Source organism: Pseudomonas sp. FG47, assembly GCF_057809115.1.
The window spans coordinates 1-23,901 of sequence record NZ_JBMDJI010000041.1 but is presented as its reverse complement, the minus strand read 5'-3'; the positions used below and the strand labels follow the sequence as shown (position 1 = coordinate 23,901).

The following is a 23,901-nucleotide window of genomic DNA, read 5'->3' as shown; positions in this document are numbered from 1 at the left end:
TTTGACCGTGGCAAGCGGCGCAAAGTTACCCGTCGGTGCGTTCGGCATCCAGTAGACGAAGGGCGGTTTCACCGACCTTGCGCACGGCGGCCTCGACCTGCGCCGTGGGCCGGGCGGCGAAGTTCATGCGCAGGCAGTTGCGGTACTTGCCCGAGGCCGAGAAGATGCTGCCGACGGCGATCTGTACACCTTGTTCCAGTAAAGCGCGGTTCAGGCGCAGCGTATCGAAACTTTCCGGCAATTCCACCCACAGCATGAAACCGCCCTGTGGCCGGCTGGCGCGGGTGCCGGGCGGGAAGTAGCGGGTCACCCAGTCGCACATCAGGTCGCGGCCGCGCTGGTACTGGCTGCGCATGCGCCGCAGGTGCGGTTGGTAGTGGCCTTCGGCGATGAAGTCGGCGACCGCCAACTGCGGCTGGCAGGCGGTGCTGCCGGTGCTGATGTACTTCATGTGCAGCACCCGTTCCAGGTAGCGCCCTGGCGCCACCCAGCCGACCCGCAGGCCGGGGGCGAGGGTCTTGGAGAACGAACTGCACAGCAGTACCCGGCCATCGTCGTCGAATGACTTGAGGGTACGCGGACGCGGGTAGGTGTAGGCTAGGTCGCCATACACATCGTCCTCGAGGATCGCCACGTCGTAACGCTGGGCCAGCGTCAGCAAGGCCTTCTTGCGCGCTTCGGGCATGATGTAGCCCATCGGGTTGTTGCAGCTGGGGGTGATCTGGATGAGCTTGATCGGCCATTGCTCCAGGGCCAGTTCCAGGGCCTCCAGGCTGATCCCGGTGATCGGGTCGGTGGGGATCTCCAGGGCTTTCATGCCCAGGCCCTTGAGCGTCTGCATGGCGCCATGGAAGCTGGGCGAGTCGACCGCGACGATATCGCCGGGCTGGCACACCGCGCGGATGCTGCATGACAACGCCTCATGGCAACCGGTGGTCACCACCAGGTCGGGCGGGCCCAGGCGGCAGCCGGAGTCGAGCATCAACCGGGCGATCTGCTCGCGCAGGTGGGCGTTGCCGTGGATGTTGTCGTAGTACAGGCCGGGCATGTCCATGCGCCGGCTGATCTGCGCCAGGCTGCGCAGCAGTGGCTTGAGCGTGGGGCTGTCGACATCGGGCATGCCGCGGCCTAGCTGGATCACGTCGGGGCGCGGCGTGGCGCGCACCAGTTCCAGCACTTGTTCCCACTGGGAGATATCCACCGGCCGTTGGGCTGGTCGGCTGATGTCGGGCAGGGCCGGGAGCTGGCGGTCCTCGGCGACGAAGTAGCCGGACTTGGGCCGGGGCGATACCAGGCCGTTGTCCTCCAGCAGGCGGTAGGCCTGCTGCACGGTGCTCAGGCTGACGCCGTGTTCCACACTCAGGGCACGCACCGACGGCAGGCGCTGGCCCGGGCGATAGAGGCCTTGTTCGATGCGCGAGCCAAGCAGCTCGGCCAGGTTGAAGTAGAGCGTCACGGGATACTCCTGCGCAGGGTGCGGATCAGGTACCGATACAGATAGCCAGAAAATACTGCATTCAGCCGAGTTTGTGCCAATTCTGTATGGAAATAATAAACCGGTGTTGGATCTGTATCCTCGGTCGTCTGGCGCGCATGCTCATTCCACAGTATCAGCTGAGTAGGGAGAGTACGGCGATGGGAAGCATGAGCGATGTGCGTGTGCAGTTGTTGGCCAAGGAACTGGAGGCAGGGCAGCGAACCCAGGTCTACGACACTCGCCTTGGCCTGATGCTGCACCGATGGCGCACCCGCAAGGCCCTGCTGGACCTGGATGCGCGCCAGTTGCAGGATATCGGGTTGAGCTGCGAAGAGGCGTGGAAAGAGGGCTGCAAGCCGTTCTGGAAGGCCTAGCGGATGGCGCCGGCCCCGCTGGTCAGGCGGCGCCCAGGACGGTCCATGGCCTGCTTCGGCGGGTAGCGTCAGACCAGCTCCTTGAGCCGGTACCAGAGCATACCCAGCGCCAGTAACGGCGAGCGCATCAGCTTGCCACCGGGGAAGGTCGGGTGCGGCACCTTGGCGAACAGGTCGAAGCGCCCGCCCTCTTGGCCGCTGATGGCCTCGCCCAGCAGGCGTGCGGCCAGGTGGGTGGCGTTCAAGCCATGGCCGGAATAGGCCTGGGCGTAATAGACGTTGGGCTGGCTGGCCAGGCGGCCGATCTGCGGCAGGCGGTTGGCGCCGATGCCGATCATGCCGCCCCACTGGTAGTCGATGCGCACGTCGGCCAGTTGCGCGAACACCTTGAGCATCTTCGGCCGCATGTAGGCAGCGATATCCCTTGGGTCGCGCCCGGAATAATGGCAGGCGCCGCCGAATAGCAGGCGGTGGTCGGCGGACAGGCGGTAGTAGTCCAGCGCCACACGCTGGTCGCATACCGCCATGTTCTGCGGCAGCAGTTGCCGCGCGCGCTCCTCGCCCAACGGCTCGGTGGCGATGATATAGCTGCCGGCGGGCAGCACCTTGCCGCCCAGTTCGCGGTTGAGGTCGTTGTGGTAGGCGTTGCAGCACAGCACCAGGGTCTTGGCCCGCACCCGGCCCTGCGCGGTATGGACCTTCACCTCGGGGCCGTAGTCGATGCGGGTAACCTGCGATTGCTCGTACAGGCGTACACCCAGGCGGCTGGCGGCGGCGGCTTCGCCGAGCGCCAGGTTGAGCGGGTGCAAATGGCCGGAGCCCATGTCGACCAAGCCGCCGACATAACGATCGGAGCCTACGATCGTATGCAGGTCGGCGGCCTGCACCAGGCGCAGTGGGTGGCGATAGCCGAGGCCGCGCAGTTCCTCGGCGTCTTCGGCGAAGCCTTGCAACTCGGCGGGCTTGTTGGCCAGGTCGCAATAACCCCAAGTCAGGTCGCAGTCGATGGCGTGGCGCTCGACGCGTTCGCGGACGATCTCCACCGCCTCCAGGCCCATCAGCTTCATGCTGTGCACACCGTCCTCGCCGATGATCGGGAGAAACTGTTCCAGGCCATGGCCGACGCCGCGGATAAGCTGGCCGCCGTTACGCCCGCTGGCGCCCCAGCCGATCTTGCGCGCCTCGAGGAGGATCACCGAAAGGCCGCGCTCGGCCAGCTCGATGGCGGTGTTCAGGCCCGAATAGCCGCCGCCGACGATGCACACGTCGGCGCTGTGCTCGCCTTGCAGGAACGGATGGTCTGGATGCGGCGCGCTGCTGGCGGCGTAGTAGGAGGCGGCGTGCTGCGCGCTATGGACCATCGGTCGATTCCTGGGTTGAGACGAAAGGGGGAGGATAGGCAGTTGGCCAATCGCGGGGCAAGTCGCATCGGCGCAGCGCGATTGGGCTTATAATCCAGCCACATTCATCGTTCTGTCCTCGGTCATGCCCTGCAACCGCCACAAGATCCACTTCCTGCGCGAACTCATCCCCTCGTTCGAGTGCGAGCCCGGCTGTCACGATTGCTGCGGCCCGGTCACCACGTCCGCCGAAGAAATGGCCCGCCTGCCGCGCAAGACCCAGGCCGAGCAGGACGTCGCGCTGGAACGCCTGGACTGCGTACACCTGGGGCCTGATGGCTGCACGGTGTATGAAGAGCGGCCGATGATCTGCCGCCTGTTCGGCACCACGCCGCGCCTGGCCTGCCCCCGCGGCCGTGGCCCGCAGCAGCCGATCGACCCGGCGGCCGAACAGCTGGTCCACAACTATATCGCCAGCACCCGTCAGGTGCTGGTCTGAGGCTTCAGTCCGGAATCGGCAGGCACAGGCTCTCTTTGACTTCCTCCATCACGATGTAGCTCTTCGACTCACGCACATGCGGCAGCTTGAGCAGGATGTCGCCGAGTAGCTTGCGGTACGAGGCCATTTCCGAAATGCGAGCTTTCACCAGGTAATCGAAGTCCCCCGACACCAGGTGGCATTCCAGCACATGGGGCAGCTTGAGTACCGCGCGGCGGAACTCTTCGAAGGTATCGCCGGATTTGTAGTCCAGGCTGATCTCGACGAACACCAGCAGGCTGCCCTTCAAGTGCTGCGGGTTGAGGCGGGCGTTGTAGCCCATGATGATCCCCTCGCGCTCCAGGCGCCGTACGCGCTCGGTGCAGGGGGTGGTGGACAGCCCGACTTTCTCGCCCAGTTCGGTGAACGAGATGCGCCCGTCATTCTGCAGGATCCGCAGGATGTTGCGGTCGATCTTGTCCAGTTCACGCTTGCTCTGGTGCTGGGTTCTCATAGGGGATGCCCCTCCGTGAAAGGCGATATTGCCGAGAATTCTCGCCAAATATAGGCGTTTATATAGTGAATTGCACTGGGCTCTAGTTCATACAATGCGCGCATCCATGCCATATCAACAAAAGACTGCGGCGAGCCGCGTGCGAGGGATGAACAATGCGAGTGCTGGTACTTGGTAGCGGTGTCATCGGAACCGCCAGTGCCTACTATCTGGCCCGGCAAGGTTTCGAGGTGACGGTGGTCGACCGCCAACCGGCGGTAGCCATGGAAACCAGCTTTGCCAACGCCGGCCAGATCTCGCCCGGCTATGCCTCGCCCTGGGCCGCCCCAGGCGTGCCGCTCAAGGCCGTCAAGTGGCTGCTCGAGCGCCACGCGCCCCTGGCCATCAAGTTGACCGGCGATGTCGACCAGTACCTGTGGATGGCGCAGATGCTGCGCAACTGCACCGCCAGCCGTTACGCGGTGAACAAGGAGCGCATGGTGCGCCTGTCCGAGTACAGCCGCGACTGCCTCGACGAACTGCGCGGCGAAACCGGCATCGCCTACGAGAACCGCAGCCTGGGCACCACCCAGCTGTTCCGCACCCAGGCCCAGGTGGATGCCGCGGCCAAGGATATCGCCGTGCTCGAGCAGTCCGGCGTGCCTTACGAGTTGCTCGACCGCGATGGCATCGCCCGCGTCGAACCGGCCCTGGCCGGCGTCAAGGACATCCTGGCCGGCGCCCTGCGCCTGCCCAACGACCAGACCGGCGACTGCCAGCTGTTCACCACCAAGCTCGCCGAGATGGCCATCAAGCTGGGTGTCGAATTCCGTTTCGGCCAGGATATCCAGCGCCTGGACTTCGCTGGTGATCGCATCAACGGCGTGTGGATCGACGGCAAGCTGGAAACCGCCGACCGCTACGTGCTGGCGCTGGGCAGCTACTCGCCGCAAATGCTCAAGCCGCTGGGCATCAAGGCGCCGGTATACCCGCTCAAGGGCTACTCGCTGACCGTGCCGATCACCAATGGCGACATGGCACCGACCTCGACCATCCTCGACGAGACCTACAAGGTCGCCATTACCCGTTTCGACAACCGCATCCGTGTTGGTGGCATGGCTGAAATCGCCGGTTTTGACCTGTCGCTGAACCCGCGTCGACGCGAAACGCTGGAGATGATCGTCAACGACCTTTATCCTCGCGGCGGCGACCTGAGCCAGGCGAGCTTCTGGACCGGCCTGCGCCCGGCCACCCCGGACGGCACCCCGATCGTCGGGGCGACCAAGTTCCGTAACCTGTTCCTCAACACCGGTCACGGCACTCTGGGCTGGACCATGGCCTGTGGTTCCGGCCGCCTGCTGGCTGACCTGATCGCGCGCAAGAAACCGCAGATCAGTGCCGAAGGCCTGGACATTTCCCGCTACGGCAACAACCGGGAAGTGGCCAAGCACGGTCATGCCGCGCCTGCGCACCAGTAAGCGCTTCGACGGTACTGGCTCTATCGCGGGACAAGCTCACGCCCACTCAGGCTCAACCGGCCAATGTGGGAGCGGGCTTGCTCCGCGATAGGGCCGGTATGCTCCACCCATTAACACCAGAACACTTCAAAAGGCTGCCGCCATGCGCCCCGCCCGTGCCCTGATCGACCTCCAAGCCCTCCGACACAACTACCGCCTGGCCCGTGAGCTGACCGGCGCCAAGGCATTGGCCGTGGTCAAGGCCGATGCCTATGGCCATGGCGCGGTGCGGTGCGCCCTGGCCCTGGAAACCGAGGCCGACGGCTTTGCCGTGGCCTGCATCGAGGAGGCGCTGGAGCTGCGCGCGGCGGGCATCAAGGCACCAGTACTGTTGCTCGAAGGCTTCTTCGAGGCCAGCGAGCTGGCGCTGATCGCCGAGCATGACCTGTGGTGCGTGGTGCATTCGCCCTGGCAGCTCGAAGCGATTGAAAAGACGCAGGTGCACAAGCCGCTGACCTTCTGGCTGAAGCTGGACACCGGCATGCATCGGGTCGGTATTCACCCCAAGGACTACCATGACGCCTACCAGCGTCTGCTGGCCAGCGGCAAGGTTTCGCGCATCGTGCTGATGAGCCACTTCGCCCGCGCCGATGAACTGGACGCCGCCGCCACCGAGGCGCAGGTCGCGGTGTTCGAGGCCGCTCGCCAGGGCCTGGCCGCCGAATGCAGCCTGCGCAACTCGCCGGCCGTGCTCGGCTGGCCGAGCATCAAGAGCGACTGGGTACGCCCGGGCATCATGCTCTACGGCGCCACCCCCTTCGAGGTGGCACAGGCCGAGGCTACCCGTCTGCAGCCGGTGATGACCCTGCAATCGCGGATCATCAGCGTGCGCGAACTGCCTGCCGGAGAGCCGGTTGGCTACGGCGCCAAGTTCATCAGCCCGCGCCCGACCCGGGTCGGCGTGGTTGCCATGGGCTATGCCGATGGCTACCCGCGCCAGGCACCGACTGGCACTCCGGTGGTGGTGGCCGGCAAGCGCGCCCAGCTGATCGGGCGGGTATCGATGGACATGCTCTGCGTCGACCTCACCGAGGTGCCCGAGGCCACCGTCGGCAGCCCGGTCGAGCTGTGGGGCAAGCAAGTGCTGGCCAGCGACGTGGCGATGCAGGCGGGGACCATTCCGTACCAGATCTTCTGCAATCTCAAGCGCGTGCCACTGGACTATATCGGCGAATAAGGCGCTGAAGCGGACAGGCTGCGGGGCTGTGTGTTGTAAATACTGAACGGCATTGCCATCATATCGTTCACACTTCCCCCACCTCGACCGTTTCAGGAGGCTCCCGCTTTGGACGTCGGTGAACGACTGCAAGCCATCCGCAAGCTCAAGGGCCTGTCCCAGCGCGAACTCGCCAAGCGCGCGGGGGTGACCAACAGCACCATCTCGATGATCGAGAAGAACAGCGTGAGCCCGTCGATCAGCTCCCTGCGCAAGGTGCTCAGCGGCATTCCCATGTCCATGGTCGAGTTCTTCTCGGTGGAGCTGGCGCCGGAAAGCCCGACTCAGATCGTCTACAAGGCCCATGAGCTGATCGACATCTCCGACGGCGCGGTGACCATGAAGCTGGTCGGCAAGTCGCACCCCAACCGCGCCATCGCGTTCCTCACCGAGGTCTACCCGCCGGGCGCCGATACCGGTGCAGAAATGCTCACCCATGATGGCGAAGAGACCGGCATCCTCCTCGAGGGCCGCCTGGAGCTGGTGGTCGGCACCGAGATCTTCATTCTCGAAGCCGGCGACAGCTACTACTTCGAAAGCACCCGCCCGCACCGTTTCCGCAATCCGTTCGCCGAGCCGGCCCGGCTGATCAGCGCCGCCACCCCGTCGAACTTTTGATCCAGCGCAGTGCATTGATTCGCCAATACCCTTTCCCTGAGTGTGGTCGTTTCACGCCTTCTGGGTTCCCGCTATACTTTTCAACGCTCGCAATTCCGTGGCCGCGGGCGTGATTAGCCACCATGAGGGTGTTCGCGTGAACCAAATCAAGAAGATGCTGGCCGTACCAGCAGCTGTATTCGCCCTTTGGGCAATGAGCGCAACCGCTGCAACCAACGACGACATCGCCAAGCGGCTAGAGCCGGTGGGCCAGGTGTGCGTGCAGGGCCAGGAATGCAAGGGCATGGAAGTGGTCGCCACTGCCGGCGGCGGCGCTGCCAAGACGCCGGACGAAATTATCGCCAAGCATTGCAATGCCTGCCATGGCACCGGCCTGCTGAACGCGCCCAAGATTGGCGACACCGCCGCCTGGAAAGAGCGCGCCGACCACCAGGGCGGCCTCGACGGCATCCTGGCCAAGGCCATCACCGGGATCAACGCCATGCCACCGAAGGGCACCTGCGCGGACTGCTCGGATGATGACCTGAAGGGTGCGATCAAGAAGATGTCCGGGCTGTGAGCCTGATCTGATTCGCGTAAAGCCCGCCATTGTTGGCGGGCTTTTGTTTTTTTCGGGCTCAGATGGCCCAGCGATAGGCCCGGAACAGGCAACCAACCCGCTGCGACTTGTGTCCAACCCCTGAACCCACGGATGACTCAGGAGGCCCAGATGTATCGCTGCTCCATCGACCAGGCTGTCGAACAGGCCCTGGCCAGGCTGCCCAGTCATATTCACATGGGCCTGCCGCTTGGCCTGGGCAAACCCAACGCCTTCGTCAACGCGCTGTATGCCCGCATCCGCGAGTTGCCTGAGCGTCGTCTGACCATCTATACCGCCCTGTCCCTCGGCCGCCCACCGTTGGGCGATGGCTTGCAACGGCGTTTCCTTGAGCCTTTCGTCGAGCGTGTATTCGCCGACTATGAGGAGCTCACCTACCTGGCCGATCTGCGTGGCGACAAGCTCCCGCCAAACATCCGCGTCGAGCAGTTCTTCATGCAACCCGGTAGCCTGCTGCACAGCGACGCGGCCCAGCAGGACTACGTCAGCAGCAACTACAGTCACGCCGCACGGGATATCAACGCCAAGGGGCTGAACCTGATTGCGCAGCTGGTGGCGGCCACGCCCGAGCGGCGCGATCACCTGAGCCTGTCTTGCAACCCCGACATCACCCTCGACCTGCTGCCGATGATCGCCCGGCGCCGCGCTGAGGGCGAGACCATCCTGGTGCTTGGCCAGATCCATGACCAACTGCCCTACATGCCAGGGGACGCGGAGCTGGGCCTGGAACAGTTCGACCTGCTGATCGACCTGCCCGAAAGTCGCCGGTTGTTCTCCACGCCAAACATGCCGGTGAATACCCAGGACCATTGCATCGGCCTGCATGCCAGCACCCTGGTGCGCGACGGCGGCACGCTGCAGATTGGCATCGGCGCCATGGGCGATGCGGTGGCGGCGGCGCTGCTGGCACGCCAGGGCGACAACGAAGGCTATCGTGCGCTGCTCGATGAGCTGGATGTCGGCCCATGGCAGGCACTGATCGAGCGGGAAGGGGGGCTGGATACCTTCGCCCAGGGGCTGTATGGCTGCAGCGAAATGTTCGTCAACGGGTTGCTTGCCCTGGCCGAAGCCGGTGTGGTGCGCCGCCCGGCCGACGAGCACGGCGTGCTGGTGCATGGCGGCTTCTTCCTTGGCCCACGGGCGTTCTACCAGCGTCTGCGCGAGATGCCGCTGGAGCAGCGCGCACGCTTCGCCATGACCGCCATCAGCTACATCAACGAGCTGTACGGCCAGGAAGAGCGCAAGCGCCGTCAGCGCTGGGATGCGCGCTTCATCAATACGGTATTCGGCATGACCTTGCTGGGTGCTGGTGTCGCCGACCAGCTCGAAGATGGCCGGGTGCTCAGCGGCGTGGGCGGGCAGTACAACTTCGTGGCTCAGGGGCACGCGCTCGAGGGCGGTCGCTCGATCCTGTTGTTGCGTAGCTGGCGCGAGGCCGGGGGCGAGGTGACCTCCAACCTTTACTGGACCTACGGCCACTGCACCATACCCCGGCACTTGCGAGATATCGTGATCACCGAATACGGCATCGCCGACCTGCGCGGGCAGACCGACAGCGAGGTGATTGCGCGGTTGCTGGCGATCAGTGACTCTCGTTTTCAGCGCGAGCTGATGGAGCGAGCCAAGGCGGCGGGCAAGCTGGCCAAGGACTTCATGCTGGATGAGCGCTATACCGACAACACTCCCGAGCGCCTGGAGGCAACCCGCGCGCGGCATGCGCGATTGTTCCCGGAATATCCGTTGGGCAGCGATTTCACGGCCGAGGAGCGTGACTTGTTGCGGGCGCTGAATTGGCTCAAGAGCAAGTTCAAGCTCAGCGAGGCGCTGGAGTTGGGCAAGGCGGCGCTGGAGGCACCGGCGCCCGAGGCCTATGCGGCGCAGTTGGCGCGCATGGGGCTTGTGCAGCCGCAGGGGCTGAAGGAGGAGCTATACCAGCGGTTGCTGCTGGCAGGGTTGGCGGCAACCCGGTGATTGCCGGGGCTGCTGCGCAGCCCATCGCCAGCAAGGCTGGCTCCTACGCGGGAATGCGATCACCTGTAGGAGCCGGCTTGCCGGCGAAGTGGCCGGAGCAGGCGACATCACTCGATGAAAGTGACCACGCCGCCTTCCAGCGACTTGACTCGAGCCAGCGACTCGACGCGGTAGCCCTGGCTGTCCAGCTCGGCGCGGCCGCCCTGGAACGACTTCTCGATGACGATGCCCAGGCCGGCCACGGTGGCGCCGGCCTGCTTGATGATCGAGATCAGCGCCTGGGACGCCTTGCCGTTGGCCAGGAAGTCGTCGATCACCAGCACGCGGTCGCTGCTGTTGAGGTGGCGCGGCGAGATGGCCACGGTGTTCTCGGTCTGCTTGGTGAAGGAGTACACCGAGGCAGTCAGCAGGTTTTCGGTCAGGGTCAGCGATTGGTGCTTGCGGGCGAAAATCACCGGCACGCCCAGCTTCAGGCCGGTCATCACCGCCGGGGCGATACCCGAGGCTTCGATGGTGACGATCTTGGTCACGCCCGAGTCGGCGAACAGGCGAGCGAACTCGTCACCGATCAGCTGCATCAGGGCAGGGTCGATCTGGTGGTTTAGAAACGCATCGACTTTGAGTACCTGGTCGGAAAGCACGATGCCTTCTTCGCGAATCTTCTGCTGCAGTGCTTCCACTGTTTATTCCTCGATGTAGCAAAGGTGGCCGCTAGAAGCGGCAAAGTTAAAGAGTAATGGTTGATCAGCGTTTGAGCATGGCCCGGATATCGGCCAGCGCGTTGTTGCCGCGCGCGGCTTTGACTTCCACGGGCGCATCGTCCAGGCCTTCCCAGGCCAGGTCGTCCGGCGGCAGTTCGTCGAGGAACCGGCTCGGCGTGCAGTCGATGATTTCGCCGTACTGCTTGCGCTTGGCGGCATAGGTGAAAGCCAGGGTCTGGCGCGCGCGGGTGATGCCCACGTAGGCCAGGCGGCGTTCTTCCTCGATGGTGTCGGCCTCGATGCTCGAGCGGTGGGGGAGGATCTCCTCCTCCATGCCCATGATGAACACGTAAGGGAACTCCAGGCCCTTGGAGGCGTGCAGGGTCATCATCTGCACGCCCTCGGCGTTCTCTTCCTCTTCCTGCTGGCGCTCGAGCATGTCGCGCAGCACCAGCTTGCCGATGGCGTCCTCGATGGTCATGTCACCCTCTTCGTCCTTCTCGAGGGTGTTCTTCAGTGCTTCGACCAGGAACCAGACGTTGCTGATGCGAAACTCCGCGGCCTTGTCGCTGGCGGTCTGCTGGCGGATCCAGTTCTCGTAGTCGATGTCGCGGATCATCTCGTGCAGCGCGGCGATCGGATCGTCCAGGGCGACTTTGTGGCGGACCCCGTCGAGCCAGTGCTTGAAGCGCTGCAGGCGCTCGGTGTAGCGGGCGTCCAGGTGCTCGCCCAGGCCCAGCTCCTCGCTGGCGGCGTACATCGAGATGCCGCGTTCGGTGGAATAGTTGCCGAGCTTTTCCAGGGTGGTCGAGCCGATCTCGCGGCGCGGCACGTTGATGACGCGCAGGTAGGCGTTGTCGTCGTCCGGGTTCACCAGCAGGCGCAGGTAGGCCATCAGGTCCTTGACCTCCTGGCGGCCGAAGAAGCTGTTGCCGCCCGAAAGGCGATACGGCACCTGGTGGTGCTGCAGCTTAAGTTCGATCAGCTTGGCCTGGTAGTTGCCGCGGTAAAGGATGGCGAAGTCGCTGTATGGGCGGTTGGTGCGCAAGTGCAGGGTGAGGATCTCCATGGCCACGCGTTCGGCCTCGGCTTCCTCGTTCTTGCAGCGGATCACGCGGATCTCGTCGCCCACGCCCATCTCGCTCCACAGTTGTTTCTCGAACTCGTGGGGGTTGTTGGCGATCAGCACGTTGGCGCAGCGCAGGATGCGGCTGGTGGAGCGGTAGTTCTGCTCGAGCATCACTACTTTCAGGGAGGGGTAGTCCTCCTTGAGCAGCATCAGGTTTTCCGGGCGCGCGCCACGCCAGGCGTAGATCGACTGGTCGTCGTCGCCGACCACGGTGAACTGGTTGCGCATACCGATCAGCATCTTTACCAGCAGGTACTGGCTGGCGTTGGTGTCCTGGTATTCGTCCACCAGCAGGTAGCGCACGCGGTTCTGCCAGCGCTCGAGCACGTCGGGGTGTTCCTGGAACAGCTTGACCGGTTGCAGGATCAGGTCGTCGAAGTCCACCGCGTTGAACGCCTTGAGCGTGCGCTGGTAGTGGGTGTAGACGATGGCGGCGGTCTGCTCGCGCGGGTTGCGCGCCTTTTCCAGGGCCTCGGGTGGCAGGATCAGGTCGTTCTTCCAGGCACCGATCATGTTCTTGATCTCGTCGATGCCGTCGTCGCCGGAATATTCCTTCTGCATGATGTCCGACAGCAACGCCTTGATGTCGGACTCATCGAAGATCGAGAACCCCGGCTTGTAGCCCAGGCGCTCGTGCTCCTTGCGGATGATGTTCAGGCCCAGGTTGTGGAAGGTACACACGGTCAGGCCCCGGCCTTCCCCCGGACGCAGCAGGGTGCCGACCCGCTCCTTCATCTCGCGCGCGGCCTTGTTGGTGAAGGTCATGGCGACGATGTACTGGGCGCGGATGCCGCAGTTCTGGATAAGATGGGCAATCTTGCGCGTGATTACGCTGGTCTTGCCGGAGCCTGCACCGGCGAGCACCAAAAGAGGGCCGCCGACGTAGTCACGGGCTTCCTGTTGCCGGGGATTGAGTCGGGACATGCTAGAAACCGGGGGTCACCAGAAAATAGCCGCGCATTCTAGCAGGCATGGGGCCTTTAATGCGCGACCGTCTGACAGTGTGATGCAGGGCGCGAATCGGATTTGCCGCTTCTGCTACTTTCGCGCAGGATGCACGTCAAATTGCGTCGGGATGGCGGCCATGGACAGGCAATGATTAAAAGTGAAAATCATTTCCACTTATTCGGGTAGGATGGCCCGCGCTCGTCGTTTCACCGCCCTCGTCTAAGGAGCCCGCTTGTCCACGCCTGTCGAACCCCTGCGTTTGCTGCTGTTGGCCGATGAGCCGGAATGGGCCGTGCAGTTGCGCGAGTGCCTGCAGCCGCTGGACGGCAGCGTCGTGCTGCTGACCGCGCCGAACTGGGCGGCGGTGGACAGCCTGTTCGCCCATGACCGCCAGGCGGTGGTGCTGGCTACCCCGGCCCTGCAGCCGGCTCCGGGGCGCTGCGAGCTACCGACCATCCTGCTGCTGGAGCAGGAGCCGGCCAGCGCACCAGTGGGCGTGAGCGACTGGCTGGTGCTGGCGCAACTGAGCACCGATACCCTGCGCCGTTCCTTGCGCCATGTCCGCGAGCGCGGTGTGCTGGTCGCCACCTTGCAGCGCTTGGCCGAGCAGGATCCGTTGACCGGCATCGCCAACCGCCAGGGCTTCCAGGCACTGCTCACCGCGCGCCTGGCCGAGAACGATGGCCGCGGCCTGGCGCTGGGTCATCTGGACCTCGACAATTTTCGCCACGTCAACGATGCGCTCGGCCATCAGGGCGGCGACCGCTTGATCCTGCAGGTGGTCGCCCGCCTGAAGAAGCAGCTGGAAGCCGGCGACCAGTTGGCGCGCCTGGGCAGCGACGAGTTCGCCCTGCTGATCGATACCCGCCGCGACGCCAGCCGCGCCGAATGGATGGCCGAGCGGATCATCGAGGCACTGACCGAACCCTATTGGATCGACGGCGAGAGCCTGCTGCTCGGCTGCAGCCTGGGCATCGCCCATGCCCGCGCCCAGGCTGGCGCCGACCCCTTGATGTGGCATGCGCACATCGCCATGCGCCAGGCCAAGGGCAGCCAAGGCTGCACCTTCCACGTGTTCAACGAACGGATCAACCGCAATGCCCGCAGCCTCGCCGACCTGGAGAGCGAGCTGCGCCGCGCCCTGCGCCGTGACGAACTGGAGCTGCACTATCAGCCACGGCTGAACCTGGCCGATGGGTGCCTCGTCGGCCTCGAGGCCCTGGTGCGCTGGAACCATCCTGAGCGCGGCCTGTTGCCGCCCGCCGAGTTCGTGCCGCTGGCCGAGCAGAGCGGGTTGATCGTGCCGCTGGGCTACTGGGTCATCTCCCGCGCGCTGAGCGATATGCAGGCCCTGCGCGAGCATGGCCTGGCGCCGTTGCACATGGCGGTGAACCTGAGCTTCCGCCAGTTCCAGGACAGCCAGCTGTTGGCGACCCTGAGCCGGCTGATCGTCGAGCATGGCGTGGACGCGCGCTGGCTGGAGTTCGAATTGACCGAAACGGCGGTGATGCGCCGTAACGAACTGGTGCGCCAGACCATGGATGCCCTGGGCCGCCTGGGTGTGCGTTTTTCGCTGGATGACTTCGGCACCGGGTTCTCTTCGTTCGTGCACCTGAACAGCTTGCCGATCACCTTGCTCAAGGTCGATCGCAGCTTTGTCGGCGGCATGGAGCAGCGCGAGGAAAACGCCAAGCTGGTGCACGCCATGATCAACCTGGCGCACAACCTCAACCTGGAGGTGGTTGCCGAAGGGGTGGAGAGTGAAGCGCAGCTGGCGTTGCTGCGGGCGTTTGGCTGCGACCAGGTGCAGGGCTTCCTGGTGAGCCGGCCGTTGCCGGTGGGGGAGTTGATCGAGTACCTGTTGCAGGTACCGAGCCCGAGCCTGGTGCAGACCCAGTAAACGCCAAGGTGATCCCGTGCCGCCTGGTTCGCCAGCAAGGCTGGCTCCTACAGCTTGAGGCAGGTCTCAAGCTGTAGGAGCCAGCCTTGCTGGCGAACTGGTTTCAGCCGGCCAGCATGCGCCCGGTTTCTTCCAGGTTCTCGTGCCAGCTCAGCGCTTCGCGCAGGATGTGCGGAGTGTGCCCGCCGCGCTGACAGGCGCGTTCGAAGTAGTCGTTGAGCGCCGCGCGGTAGTCCGGGTGCACGCAGTTGTCGATGATCACCCGGGCACGCTCGCGTGGTGCCAGGCCGCGCAGGTCGGCCAGGCCCACCTCGGTCACCAGGATGTCCACATCATGCTCGGTGTGGTCGACGTGGCTGACCATCGGCACCACGCTGGAGATCGCGCCGCCCTTGGCGATCGACTTGGTGACGAAGATCGCCAGGTGAGCGTTGCGGGCGAAGTCGCCCGAACCACCGATGCCGTTCATCATCTTGGTGCCGCAGACGTGGGTGGAGTTGACGTTGCCGTAGATGTCGAACTCCAACGCCGTGTTGATGCCGATGATGCCTAAGCGACGCACCACTTCAGGGTGGTTGGAGATTTCCTGCGGACGCAGCACCAGCTTGTCCTTGTAGCGCTCCAGGTTGCCGAACACGTCGGCGTTGCGGCGGCTCGACAGGGTGATCGAGCTGCCCGAGGCGAAGCTCAGCTTGCCGGCGTCGATCAGGTCGAAGGTCGAGTCCTGCAGCACTTCGGAGTACATGGTCAGGTTTTCGAACGGCGACTCGATCAGGCCGCACATCACGGCGTTGGCGATGCTACCGATGCCGGCCTGCAACGGGCCGAGATTGTTGCTCATGCGCCCGGCGTCCACCTCGCCCTTGAGGAAGGCGATCAGGTGGTCGGCGATGCCCTGGGTTTCGTGGTCAGGCGGCAGCACGGTGGAGGGCGAGTCCGGCTGGTCGCTGATGACGATGCCGACGATCTTGGCCGGGTCGATCGGGATCGCGGTGCTGCCGATGCGGTCGTCGACTTTCACCAGCGGGATCGGCGTGCGGGTCGGGCGGTAGGTCGGGATGTAGATGTCGTGCAGGCCTTCGAGGTTGGCGTTGTGCGACAGGTTGATCTCGACTATGACCTGCTTGGCGAAGATCGCGAAGCTGGCCGAGTTGCCGACGGAGGTGGTCGGCACGATATGGCCCTGCTCGGTGATCGCCACCGCTTCGATGACCGCGATGTCCGGCAGGGTCAGCTGTTTGTTGCGCAATTGCTCGACGGTTTCCGACAGGTGCTGGTCGATGAACATCACCTTGCCGTCGTTGATGGCCTTGCGCAGGGTGCTGTCGACCTGGAACGGCATCCGCCGGGCGAGCACGCCGGCTTCGGTCAGTTGTTTGTCGAGGTCGTTGCCCAGGCTGGCGCCGGTCATCAGGCTGATCTTCAGCGGCGACTGCTTGGCGCGCTCGGCCAGGGCGTGGGGCACGGCCTTGGCTTCGCCGGCGCGGGTGAAACCGCTCATGCCGACGGTCATGCCGTCCTCGATCAGGCCAGCGGCATCAGCCGCACTCATTACCTTGCTGTGCAGGGAGGACAAGCGGATACGATCACGGTACATGGATTGTTATCTCAGGCTACTGAAGCTACTGGAAGCGCAGTCTAGAGATTTCGCCCGGTGCCGTCCCGCGACCATGGTCGTATGAGCGGCCCGGAAATAGAGCCGTTGATCTGGATCAGGCAAATGCGACAAACCCCGGAAATGGCTTCCCGGGGTTTGTCTGGTACAAGCGGTCGCGATGTGCTGCTCGAAGCTACTCCACAGCCTTGACCATGTCCTCGATGACCTTTTTGGCGTCACCGAACACCATCATGGTCTTGTCCAGGTAGAACAACTCGTTGTCCAGGCCGGCATAGCCGCTGGCCATGGAGCGCTTGTTGACGATGATGGTCTTGGCCTTGAAAGCTTCGAGGATCGGCATGCCGGCGATCGGCGACTTCGGATCGTTCTTCGCCGCCGGGTTGACCACGTCGTTGGCGCCCAGCACCAGCACCACGTCGGCCTGGCCGAACTCGGCGTTGATGTCCTCCATCTCGAACACCTGGTCGTACGGCACCTCGGCCTCGGCCAGCAGCACGTTCATGTGCCCGGGCATGCGGCCTGCCACCGGGTGGATCGCGTACTTCACGGTCACGCCGTTGTGGGTCAGCTTCTCGGTCAGTTCCTTGAGCGCGTGCTGGGCACGGGCCACCGCCAGGCCGTAGCCGGGAACGATGATCACGCTGTCGGCATTGCTCAGCAGGAAGGTAGCGTCGTCGGCCGAGCCGGACTTCACCGGGCGCTGTTCTTTCGAGCCCGTGGCGGCACCGGCATCGACGTCGGCACCGAAGCCACCGAGGATCACGTTGAAGAACGAACGGTTCATCGCCTTGCACATGATGTACGAGAGGATCGCACCGCTGGAGCCCACCAGGGAGCCGGCGATGATCAGCATCGAGTTGTTCAGCGAGAAGCCGATACCGGCGGCCGCCCAGCCCGAATAGCTGTTGAGCATCGACACTACCACCGGCATGTCGGCGCCGCCGATCGGGATGATGATCAGCACGCCCATGATGAAGGCCAGGGCCAGCATCAAGGTGAAGGCGCTGTAGTGGCCGGTGAAGGTGAACAGCAGCCCCAGGGCGATGGTGGCCAGGCCCAGGATCAGGTTCAGCTTGTGCTGCCCGGCGAACTGTACTGGTGCGCCTTGGAACAGGCGGAACTTGTACTTGCCCGACAGCTTGCCGAAGGCGATCACCGAGCCCGAGAAGGTGATGGCACCGATCGCCGCGCCGAGGAACAGTTCCAGGCGGTTGCCGGTGGGGATCGGGTCGCTGATGGCGGCGACGATGCCCAGCGACTGTGGTTCGAGCACCGCGGCGATGGCGATGAACACCGCTGCCAGGCCGATCATGCTGTGCATGAAGGCCACCAGCTCGGGCATCTTGGTCATCTCGACGCGCTTGGCCATGATCGAACCGGCGGTGCCGCCGACCAGCAGGCCGATGATCACGTAGCCAATGCCGGCCGTGGCGAGCTCGGCTCCGAGCTTATAAATAAGACCGACCGTGGTGAGGATCGCGATGCCCATGCCGATCATGCCGAACAGGTTGCCGCGCCTTGAGGTGGTCGGGTGCGAGAGGCCCTTGAGCGCCTGGATGAAGCAGACCGAGGCGACCAGATACAGAAGCGTTACCAGATTCATGCTCATGCTTACTTCTGCCCCTCGTTCTTGGTTTTCTTCTTGAACATCTCAAGCATGCGGCGGGTGACCAGGAAGCCACCGAACACGTTGACCGCGGCCAGTGCCACGGCCAGGGTGCCCATCACCTTGCCGGCTGGGGTGACGGTCAGCGCCGCGGCCAGCATGGCGCCGACGATGACGATCGCGGAAATGGCGTTGGTGACGGCCATCAGCGGGGTGTGCAGGGCCGGGGTGACGTTCCATACCACGTGGTAGCCCACGTAGATGGCCAGCACGAAGATGATCAGGTTGTAGATGCCGTGGGAAATCAGCATGTCTTCCATTGTCGTGCTCCTCAGCCGTTCTTGCGCACGACCTGGCCGTCGCGGCACATCAGGCACGCGGCGACGATGTCGTCTTCGAGGTTGATGACCAGGTTGCCGTCCTTGTCGAACAGCAGCTTCATGAAGTCCAGCAGGTTGCGTGCGTACAGCGCCGAGGCATCGGCACCGAGCTGGGCTGGCAGGTTGGTCGGGCCGACGATGGTCACGCCGTTCTCCATTACCACTTGGTCGGCCACGGTCAGCGGGCAGTTGCCGCCCTGGGCCGCGGCCAGGTCGATGACCACCGAACCGGGCTTCATCTGCGCCACGGTGTCGGCGCTGAGCAGGGTCGGTGCCTTGCGTCCGGGGATCAGCGCGGTGGTGATGACGATGTCCGCCTGCTTGGCACGCTCGTGCACGGCCTGGGCCTGGCGCTGCATCCAGCTGGCCGGCATCGGCCGGGCGTAGCCGCCCACGCCTTCGGCGCACTCACGTTCCTCGTCGGTCTCGTAGGGCACGTCGATGAACTTGGCGCCGAGCGACTCGATCTGCTCCTTCACCGCCGGGCGCACGTCGGACGCCTCGATCACCGCGCCCAGGCGCTTGGCCGTGGCGATGGCCTGCAGGCCGGCCACGCCGGCACCGAGAATCAGCACGCGGGCGGCCTTAACGGTGCCGGCGGCGGTCATCAGCATGGGCATGAAGCGCGGGTAGTGGTGGGCGGCCAGCAACACGGCCTTGTAACCGGCGATGTTGGCCTGCGACGACAGCACGTCGAGGCTCTGGGCGCGCGAGGTGCGTGGTGCGGCTTCCAGGGCGAAGGCGGTGATGCCGCGCTCGGCCATCTTGGCGATCAGTTCGTTGTTGAACGGATTGAGCATGCCCGCCAGCAGGCTGGTGCTGTTGATCAGCGCCAGTTCCTGGTCGCTGGGCGCGGCCACCTTGAGCACCAGCTGCGCGCCAAAGGCGTCGGCGGCTTCGCCCAAGTTGGCGCCAACGGCCTCATAGGCACTGTCCGGAATGCTGGCCTTGAGCCCTGCCCCCCGTTGCACGGTGACCTGATGGCCCTGGCCAACCAGTTTCTTGATGGTTTCCGGGGTCGCGGCGACCCTTGTCTCACCCGTCTGCGTCTCGAGAGGAACACCAATGTGCACGACTTTGTCTCCTGCGGTGACCTTTTGTCTTTATAGGAACCAGCGCACTTCGGCTGGTGCGGCTGGGCGGTCGTAGAGCACGACCCCGCCGAATCCGGGGCGGGAAGGCATTTTGCAGACGAACCATAGGGCCTTCAACCGGTTCTGAAGCGAAACGAAGTTAAAACTACAAGTCACCCTGTGACCGTATGTCGCAACGATACGGTTTCGGCCCGTCAAGCACGCACTATGCGGAGCTTAGGAGAAAAACTGAAAAATATTTCGCTGTTTTCGTTGTCGGTTTGCTGAATGTCGCAAAATAAGCTGCAAACCCGCGCAGTAACTAGGGTTGCTGCGTTTTTCAGGAGGAACGGAACAGATTACGGATTTGCGACAAATCCATATATCTGTAGGCGTTAAAAATAATTGACTACGAGGTCAGCTTATCCTCTTCCGCGCTAGTTTTCGGCGGTGTATCGCTGCGCCTGCGCCACCAGCCAGTCGCGGAAAGCCCGCAGCGAGGCGGACTCCACCTTTCGCTCGGGGATCATCAGATGGTAGGCCTTGTCGCTGGCCAGGGCATGCCTGTTAGCGACCACCAGTCGACCTTCCAGCAGCTCGCGCTGGATCAGGAATGGTGGGATCAGCGCGATCCCCATCTCATGCATGGCGGCCTGGGCCAGCATCGAGAACAGTTCGTAGCGAGGGCCGGTCATGTCCCGTTCGACGCTCATGCCCAGGCTGTCGAACCATTGTCGCCAGGCGTAGGGGCGAGTGGTCTGCTGCAGTAGCGGCAGTTCAGCGATGCGCTCTGCATCGAGGCCATCCAGCCCGGCTAGCAGCGCCGGGCTGCAGACCGGCATCGGGTTCTCGCCCATCAACCGGTGCGCCTGGGTGCCCGACCAGTCGGCGTCGCCGAAATAGATGGCGGCATCGAAGGCGGTGTCGGCGAACAGGAACGGGCGGGTGCGGTTGGTCAGGTTGACCGTGACCTCCGGATGGCGCTGCTGGAAGTCCTTCAGGCGTGGCAACAACCACTGGGTGCCGAAGGTAGGTACCACCGCCAATTCGATCACGTTGGCGCCTTGCTGACGCATCACCGACAGGGTGTCGCGCTCCACCGCATCCAGCTGTGCGGCTACCTGGCGGCTGTACGACAGGCCGGCTTCGGTCAGCTTCACGCCTCGGCGCGAACGCCGGAACAGTTCCACATTGAGGAAGGTTTCCAGCCCGCCGATCTGTCGACAGACGGCGCCTTGGGTCAGGGCCAGCTCGTGGGCGGCCTTGGTAAAGCTCTCGTGGCGCGCCGCGGCCTCGAAGCAAACCAGGGCGGTGGTGCTGGGGATCTTGCGGCGCATGTACGTCAACCTCACTTGTTCGCCGTTAACTATGGCTTTTGACTGTTCACGGAGTGAGAAAATATCACTAAACGGTGCGCAATCCTCGTTTGTTCTGCTGCCCGATCAGGCCTAGGATCAATGCAGCGCAACAATTCGTTTCCCACCGTTTGAGGAATTCGCACATGGCCGGTAAAGCAAGCTTCAACTGGATCGACCCGCTGCTGCTCGACCAGCAGCTCACTGAGGAAGAGCGCATGGTCCGAGACAGCGCCTATCAGTTCGCCCAGGACAAGCTGGCACCCCGTGTGCTGGAGGCGTTCCGCCATGAGCAGACCGACCCGGCGATTTTCCGTGAGATGGGTGAAGTCGGCTTGCTCGGCGCGACCATTCCCGAGCAGTACGGCGGCAGTGGCCTGAACTACGTGTGCTACGGCCTGATCGCCCGCGAGGTGGAGCGTATCGACTCCGGCTACCGCTCGATGATGAGCGTGCAATCGTCGCTGGTGATGGTGCCGATCAACGAGTTCGGCACCGAGGCACAGAAGCAGAAGTACCTGCCGAAGCTGGCCAGCGGCGAATGGATCGGTTGCTTCGGCCTGACCGAACCCAACCATGGTTCCGACCCGGGCTCGATGATCACTCGGGCGCGCAAGGTCGATGGCGGCTACCGTCTGACGGGCGCGAAGATGTGGATCACCAACAGCCCGATCGCCGACGTGTTCGTGGTCTGGGCCAAGGATGATGCCGGCGATATCCGCGGTTTTGTCCTGGAAAAGGGCTGGCAGGGCCTCAGCGCACCGGCGATCCACGGCAAGGTCGGGCTGCGCGCCTCGATCACCGGTGAAATCGTCATGGACAACGTGTTCGTGCCGGAAGAGAACATCTTCCCCGATGTGCGCGGCTTGAAAGGCCCGTTCACCTGCCTGAACTCAGCCCGCTACGGTATCTCCTGGGGCGCCCTGGGTGCTGCCGAAGCCTGCTGGCACACCGCGCGCCAGTACACCCTGGACCGTCAGCAGTTCGGTCGCCCGCTGGCTGCCAACCAGCTGATCCAGAAGAAGCTGGCCGACATGCAGACCGAGATCACCCTGGCGCTGCAAGGCTGCCTGCGTCTGGGGCGCATGAAGGATGAAGGTAGCGCAGCGGTCGAGATCACCTCGATCATGAAGCGCAATTCCTGCGGCAAGGCCCTGGACATCGCTCGTCTGGCGCGTGACATGCTGGGTGGCAACGGTATCTCCGACGAGTTCGGCGTGGCCCGCCACCTGGTCAACCTCGAGGTGGTCAACACCTACGAAGGTACCCATGACGTGCATGCGCTGATCCTCGGGCGTGCACAGACCGGTATCCAGGCGTTCTATTAATAGAGGAGCCAGACCATGGGCGCGCTTTCCCATCTGCGGGTGCTGGATCTTTCCCGGGTATTGGCTGGCCCTTGGTCAGGCCAGATTCTTGCCGACCTCGGGGCTGACGTGATCAAGGTCGAGCGCCCGGGGGCAGGAGATGATACGCGGTCCTGGGGGCCGCCATTTCTGCGCGATGCCCAGGGCGAGAACACCAGCGAGGCGGCCTACTACCTTTCGGCCAACCGCAACAAGCGGTCGGTGACCATCGACTTCACCCAGCCCGAAGGCCAGCGCCTGGTGCGTGAGTTGGCGGCGAAATCGGATGTGGTCATCGAAAACTTCAAGGTGGGCGGCCTGGCGGCTTATGGGCTCGATTACGCCAGCCTCAAGGCCGTCAACCCGAAGCTGGTCTATTGCTCGATCACCGGCTTTGGCCAGACCGGGCCCTATGCCAAGCGCGCCGGCTACGACTTCATGATCCAGGGGTTGGGCGGCTTGATGAGCCTCACCGGGCGCCCGGAGGGCGAGGAGGGTGCCGGGCCGATGAAGGTGGGGGTGGCACTGACCGACATCCTTACCGGCTTGTATTCCACCGTGGCGATCCTGGCGGCGTTGGCCCATCGTGACCAGGCTGGAGTTGGCCAGCACATCGATATGGCGTTGCTGGATGTGCAGGTGGCCTGCCTGGCGAACCAGGCGATGAACTATCTCACCACCGGTACGCCGCCGCGCAGGCTGGGCAATGCGCATCCGAATATCGTGCCTTACCAGGATTTCCCGACGGCGGATGGCAACTTCATTCTTACCGTGGGCAACGACGGGCAGTTCCGCAAGTTTGCCGAGGTGGCGGGGCAGGCGCAGTGGGCGGATGACCCGCGCTTCTCTACTAATAAGCAGCGAGTGGCCAACCGCGCGGAGCTGATTCCGCTGATTCGCCAGGCGACGGTGTTCAAGACCACGGCTGAGTGGGTGGCGGCTTTGGAGCAAGCAGGCGTGCCTTGTGGGCCGATCAATGACCTGGCGCAGATGTTCCAGGACCCGCAGGTGTTGGCGCGGGGGCTGGCGGTGAATGTCCCGCATCCGCTGGCGGGCAGTGTGCCGCAGGTGGCCAGCCCGCTCCGGCTGTCGGATACGCCGGTGGAGTATCGCCTGGCGCCACCGTTGCTGGGGGAGCATACCGAGGCGGTGTTGGGGGATGTGTTGGGGCTGGTTGCGGGGGGTGTGCAGCGGTTGCGGGAGGCAGGGGTGGTTTGAGGCTTCTATATAGGTAGGAGATAGCGGGGAGGCTGGGAGGTCTCCCCGGTTTTGTTTTTTGGGGGTCATATAGATAGGTGTTGGGGCCGGTAGGGTCTGTCTTGAGATTGGGTTGGCTTTGAGAGGTGTCCGCCGTTAGGCATTCAGCGCCTGGTAGATCGAGCGCCGCCCGCGCGGCGCTCGATCTGCTAGGCGCTGCAAGGCTTGTGGCGGGCCCCTGTCAGTCCTGACGCGGTCTTTTCGCTAAATATTTCATTTTCTTGAAATTAAAGGTTGACGCGCTTCCAGATCCCCTTATAATGCGCCCCACTTCCAGCGACAACGGAACGCGAAACTCCTTGAGATTCAACGAGTTAAGCGAGTTCGAAGTGGCTGCAAGGGCTTCGGTTTCAAATCGAAAGCGGTGAAAAAGGTGTTGACAGCAGGTTGTAACGCTGTATGATTCGCCTCCCGCTACGAGAGATCGCAGCGAGTCAAGTGTTTGAAGTTGAACGAAAAACTTCAAAATAAACGCTTGACACGAAATGAGGTTAGCGTAGAATGCG

At 63.8% G+C, this 23,901-nt stretch carries 21 protein-coding genes; 10 read left to right on the top strand and 11 right to left on the bottom strand.

Annotated features, from left to right (window positions below; all coding sequences use genetic code 11):
* Window positions 1–25: 25 nt before the first annotated feature.
* Window positions 26–1,456 (bottom strand): aminotransferase-like domain-containing protein, encoded by a 1,431-nt coding sequence (locus tag ACODS5_RS21435; RefSeq protein WP_134689209.1) that lies wholly within the window; start codon window positions 1,454–1,456, stop codon window positions 26–28.
* Window positions 1,457–1,635: 179 nt separating this feature from the next.
* Here ACODS5_RS21435 and ACODS5_RS21430 point away from each other — a divergent pair, with 179 nt between their 5' ends.
* Window positions 1,636–1,851, top strand: a complete 216-nt coding sequence (locus tag ACODS5_RS21430) for a DUF1127 domain-containing protein (RefSeq protein WP_134689210.1) — start codon at window positions 1,636–1,638, stop codon at window positions 1,849–1,851.
* 68 nt (window positions 1,852–1,919) lie between these two features.
* On the opposite strand, the gene ACODS5_RS21425 is transcribed toward ACODS5_RS21430, so the two are convergent.
* A complete protein-coding gene (locus ACODS5_RS21425) occupies window positions 1,920–3,212 on the bottom strand; it encodes an NAD(P)/FAD-dependent oxidoreductase (protein WP_489109609.1) in 1,293 nt (430 codons plus the stop codon).
* Between the two features lie 124 nt (window positions 3,213–3,336).
* Here ACODS5_RS21425 and ACODS5_RS21420 point away from each other — a divergent pair, with 124 nt between their 5' ends.
* The gene (locus ACODS5_RS21420; RefSeq protein WP_134689212.1) at window positions 3,337–3,690 is read left to right on the top strand and encodes a YkgJ family cysteine cluster protein; all 354 of its coding nucleotides are present in this window, start codon (window positions 3,337–3,339) and stop codon (window positions 3,688–3,690) included.
* A gap of 4 nt (window positions 3,691–3,694) precedes the next feature.
* On the opposite strand, the gene dadR is transcribed toward ACODS5_RS21420, so the two are convergent.
* A complete protein-coding gene (dadR, locus tag ACODS5_RS21415) occupies window positions 3,695–4,183 on the bottom strand; it encodes a transcriptional regulator DadR (protein WP_003258963.1) in 489 nt (162 codons plus the stop codon).
* 155 nt (window positions 4,184–4,338) lie between these two features.
* Between dadR and dadA the strand changes: the two genes are divergently transcribed.
* From dadA to ACODS5_RS21390, 5 genes are all read left to right on the top strand, one after another.
* Window positions 4,339–5,640, top strand: coding sequence for a D-amino acid dehydrogenase (dadA, locus tag ACODS5_RS21410; RefSeq protein WP_134689213.1), 1,302 nt, complete (start codon window positions 4,339–4,341; stop codon window positions 5,638–5,640).
* A 142-nt stretch (window positions 5,641–5,782) separates the two neighbouring features.
* Window positions 5,783–6,856: an alanine racemase gene (alr, locus tag ACODS5_RS21405; protein WP_134689214.1), complete on the top strand. Its 1,074-nt coding sequence runs from the start codon at window positions 5,783–5,785 to the stop codon at window positions 6,854–6,856.
* A gap of 108 nt (window positions 6,857–6,964) precedes the next feature.
* Window positions 6,965–7,513 carry a cupin domain-containing protein gene (locus tag ACODS5_RS21400; protein WP_134689215.1) on the top strand — a complete coding sequence of 183 codons (549 nt, stop codon included), beginning with the start codon at window positions 6,965–6,967 and terminating at the stop codon, window positions 7,511–7,513.
* Window positions 7,514–7,667: 154 nt separating this feature from the next.
* Window positions 7,668–8,072 (top strand): c-type cytochrome, encoded by a 405-nt coding sequence (locus ACODS5_RS21395; RefSeq protein WP_489109615.1) that lies wholly within the window; start codon window positions 7,668–7,670, stop codon window positions 8,070–8,072.
* 150 nt (window positions 8,073–8,222) lie between these two features.
* A complete protein-coding gene (locus tag ACODS5_RS21390) occupies window positions 8,223–10,082 on the top strand; it encodes an acetyl-CoA hydrolase/transferase C-terminal domain-containing protein (protein WP_489109608.1) in 1,860 nt (619 codons plus the stop codon).
* Window positions 10,083–10,189: 107 nt separating this feature from the next.
* Here ACODS5_RS21390 and ACODS5_RS21385 read toward each other — a convergent pair whose 3' ends face one another.
* Complete coding sequence (locus tag ACODS5_RS21385) at window positions 10,190–10,762, bottom strand: xanthine phosphoribosyltransferase (protein WP_011536381.1); 573 nt, start codon at window positions 10,760–10,762, stop codon at window positions 10,190–10,192.
* 64 nt (window positions 10,763–10,826) lie between these two features.
* Window positions 10,827–12,836: a DNA helicase Rep gene (gene rep / locus ACODS5_RS21380; RefSeq protein WP_134689217.1), complete on the bottom strand. Its 2,010-nt coding sequence runs from the start codon at window positions 12,834–12,836 to the stop codon at window positions 10,827–10,829.
* A 256-nt stretch (window positions 12,837–13,092) separates the two neighbouring features.
* On the opposite strand from rep, the gene ACODS5_RS21375 reads away from it, so the two are divergent.
* Window positions 13,093–14,760 carry a putative bifunctional diguanylate cyclase/phosphodiesterase gene (locus tag ACODS5_RS21375; protein WP_489109607.1) on the top strand — a complete coding sequence of 556 codons (1,668 nt, stop codon included), beginning with the start codon at window positions 13,093–13,095 and terminating at the stop codon, window positions 14,758–14,760.
* Window positions 14,761–14,863: 103 nt separating this feature from the next.
* Here ACODS5_RS21375 and scpC read toward each other — a convergent pair whose 3' ends face one another.
* From scpC to ACODS5_RS21350, 5 genes are all read right to left on the bottom strand, one after another.
* Complete coding sequence (gene scpC, locus ACODS5_RS21370; protein WP_023631270.1) at window positions 14,864–16,357, bottom strand: succinyl-CoA:acetate CoA-transferase ScpC; 1,494 nt, start codon at window positions 16,355–16,357, stop codon at window positions 14,864–14,866.
* A gap of 193 nt (window positions 16,358–16,550) precedes the next feature.
* Entirely contained in the window at window positions 16,551–17,987 is a 1,437-nt protein-coding gene (locus ACODS5_RS21365) for an NAD(P)(+) transhydrogenase (Re/Si-specific) subunit beta (RefSeq protein ID WP_134689219.1), read from the bottom strand.
* A 2-nt stretch (window positions 17,988–17,989) separates the two neighbouring features.
* Window positions 17,990–18,304, bottom strand: a complete 315-nt coding sequence (locus tag ACODS5_RS21360) for an NAD(P) transhydrogenase subunit alpha part 2 (RefSeq protein ID WP_023631272.1) — start codon at window positions 18,302–18,304, stop codon at window positions 17,990–17,992.
* 11 nt (window positions 18,305–18,315) lie between these two features.
* On the bottom strand, window positions 18,316–19,437 hold the full coding sequence (locus ACODS5_RS21355; RefSeq protein ID WP_134689220.1) for a Re/Si-specific NAD(P)(+) transhydrogenase subunit alpha: 1,122 nt from the start codon (window positions 19,435–19,437) through the stop codon (window positions 18,316–18,318).
* A gap of 437 nt (window positions 19,438–19,874) precedes the next feature.
* Window positions 19,875–20,774, bottom strand: a complete 900-nt coding sequence (locus ACODS5_RS21350) for a LysR family transcriptional regulator (protein WP_167659417.1) — start codon at window positions 20,772–20,774, stop codon at window positions 19,875–19,877.
* A gap of 164 nt (window positions 20,775–20,938) precedes the next feature.
* Here ACODS5_RS21350 and ACODS5_RS21345 point away from each other — a divergent pair, with 164 nt between their 5' ends.
* Complete coding sequence (locus ACODS5_RS21345; RefSeq protein WP_134689222.1) at window positions 20,939–22,120, top strand: acyl-CoA dehydrogenase; 1,182 nt, start codon at window positions 20,939–20,941, stop codon at window positions 22,118–22,120.
* A 15-nt stretch (window positions 22,121–22,135) separates the two neighbouring features.
* Entirely contained in the window at window positions 22,136–23,356 is a 1,221-nt protein-coding gene (locus tag ACODS5_RS21340; protein WP_489109606.1) for a CaiB/BaiF CoA transferase family protein, read from the top strand.
* 220 nt (window positions 23,357–23,576) lie between these two features.
* On the opposite strand, the gene ACODS5_RS21335 is transcribed toward ACODS5_RS21340, so the two are convergent.
* On the bottom strand, window positions 23,577–23,901 hold a 325-nt coding region (locus tag ACODS5_RS21335), incomplete at its 5' end, for a hypothetical protein (RefSeq protein ID WP_489109605.1).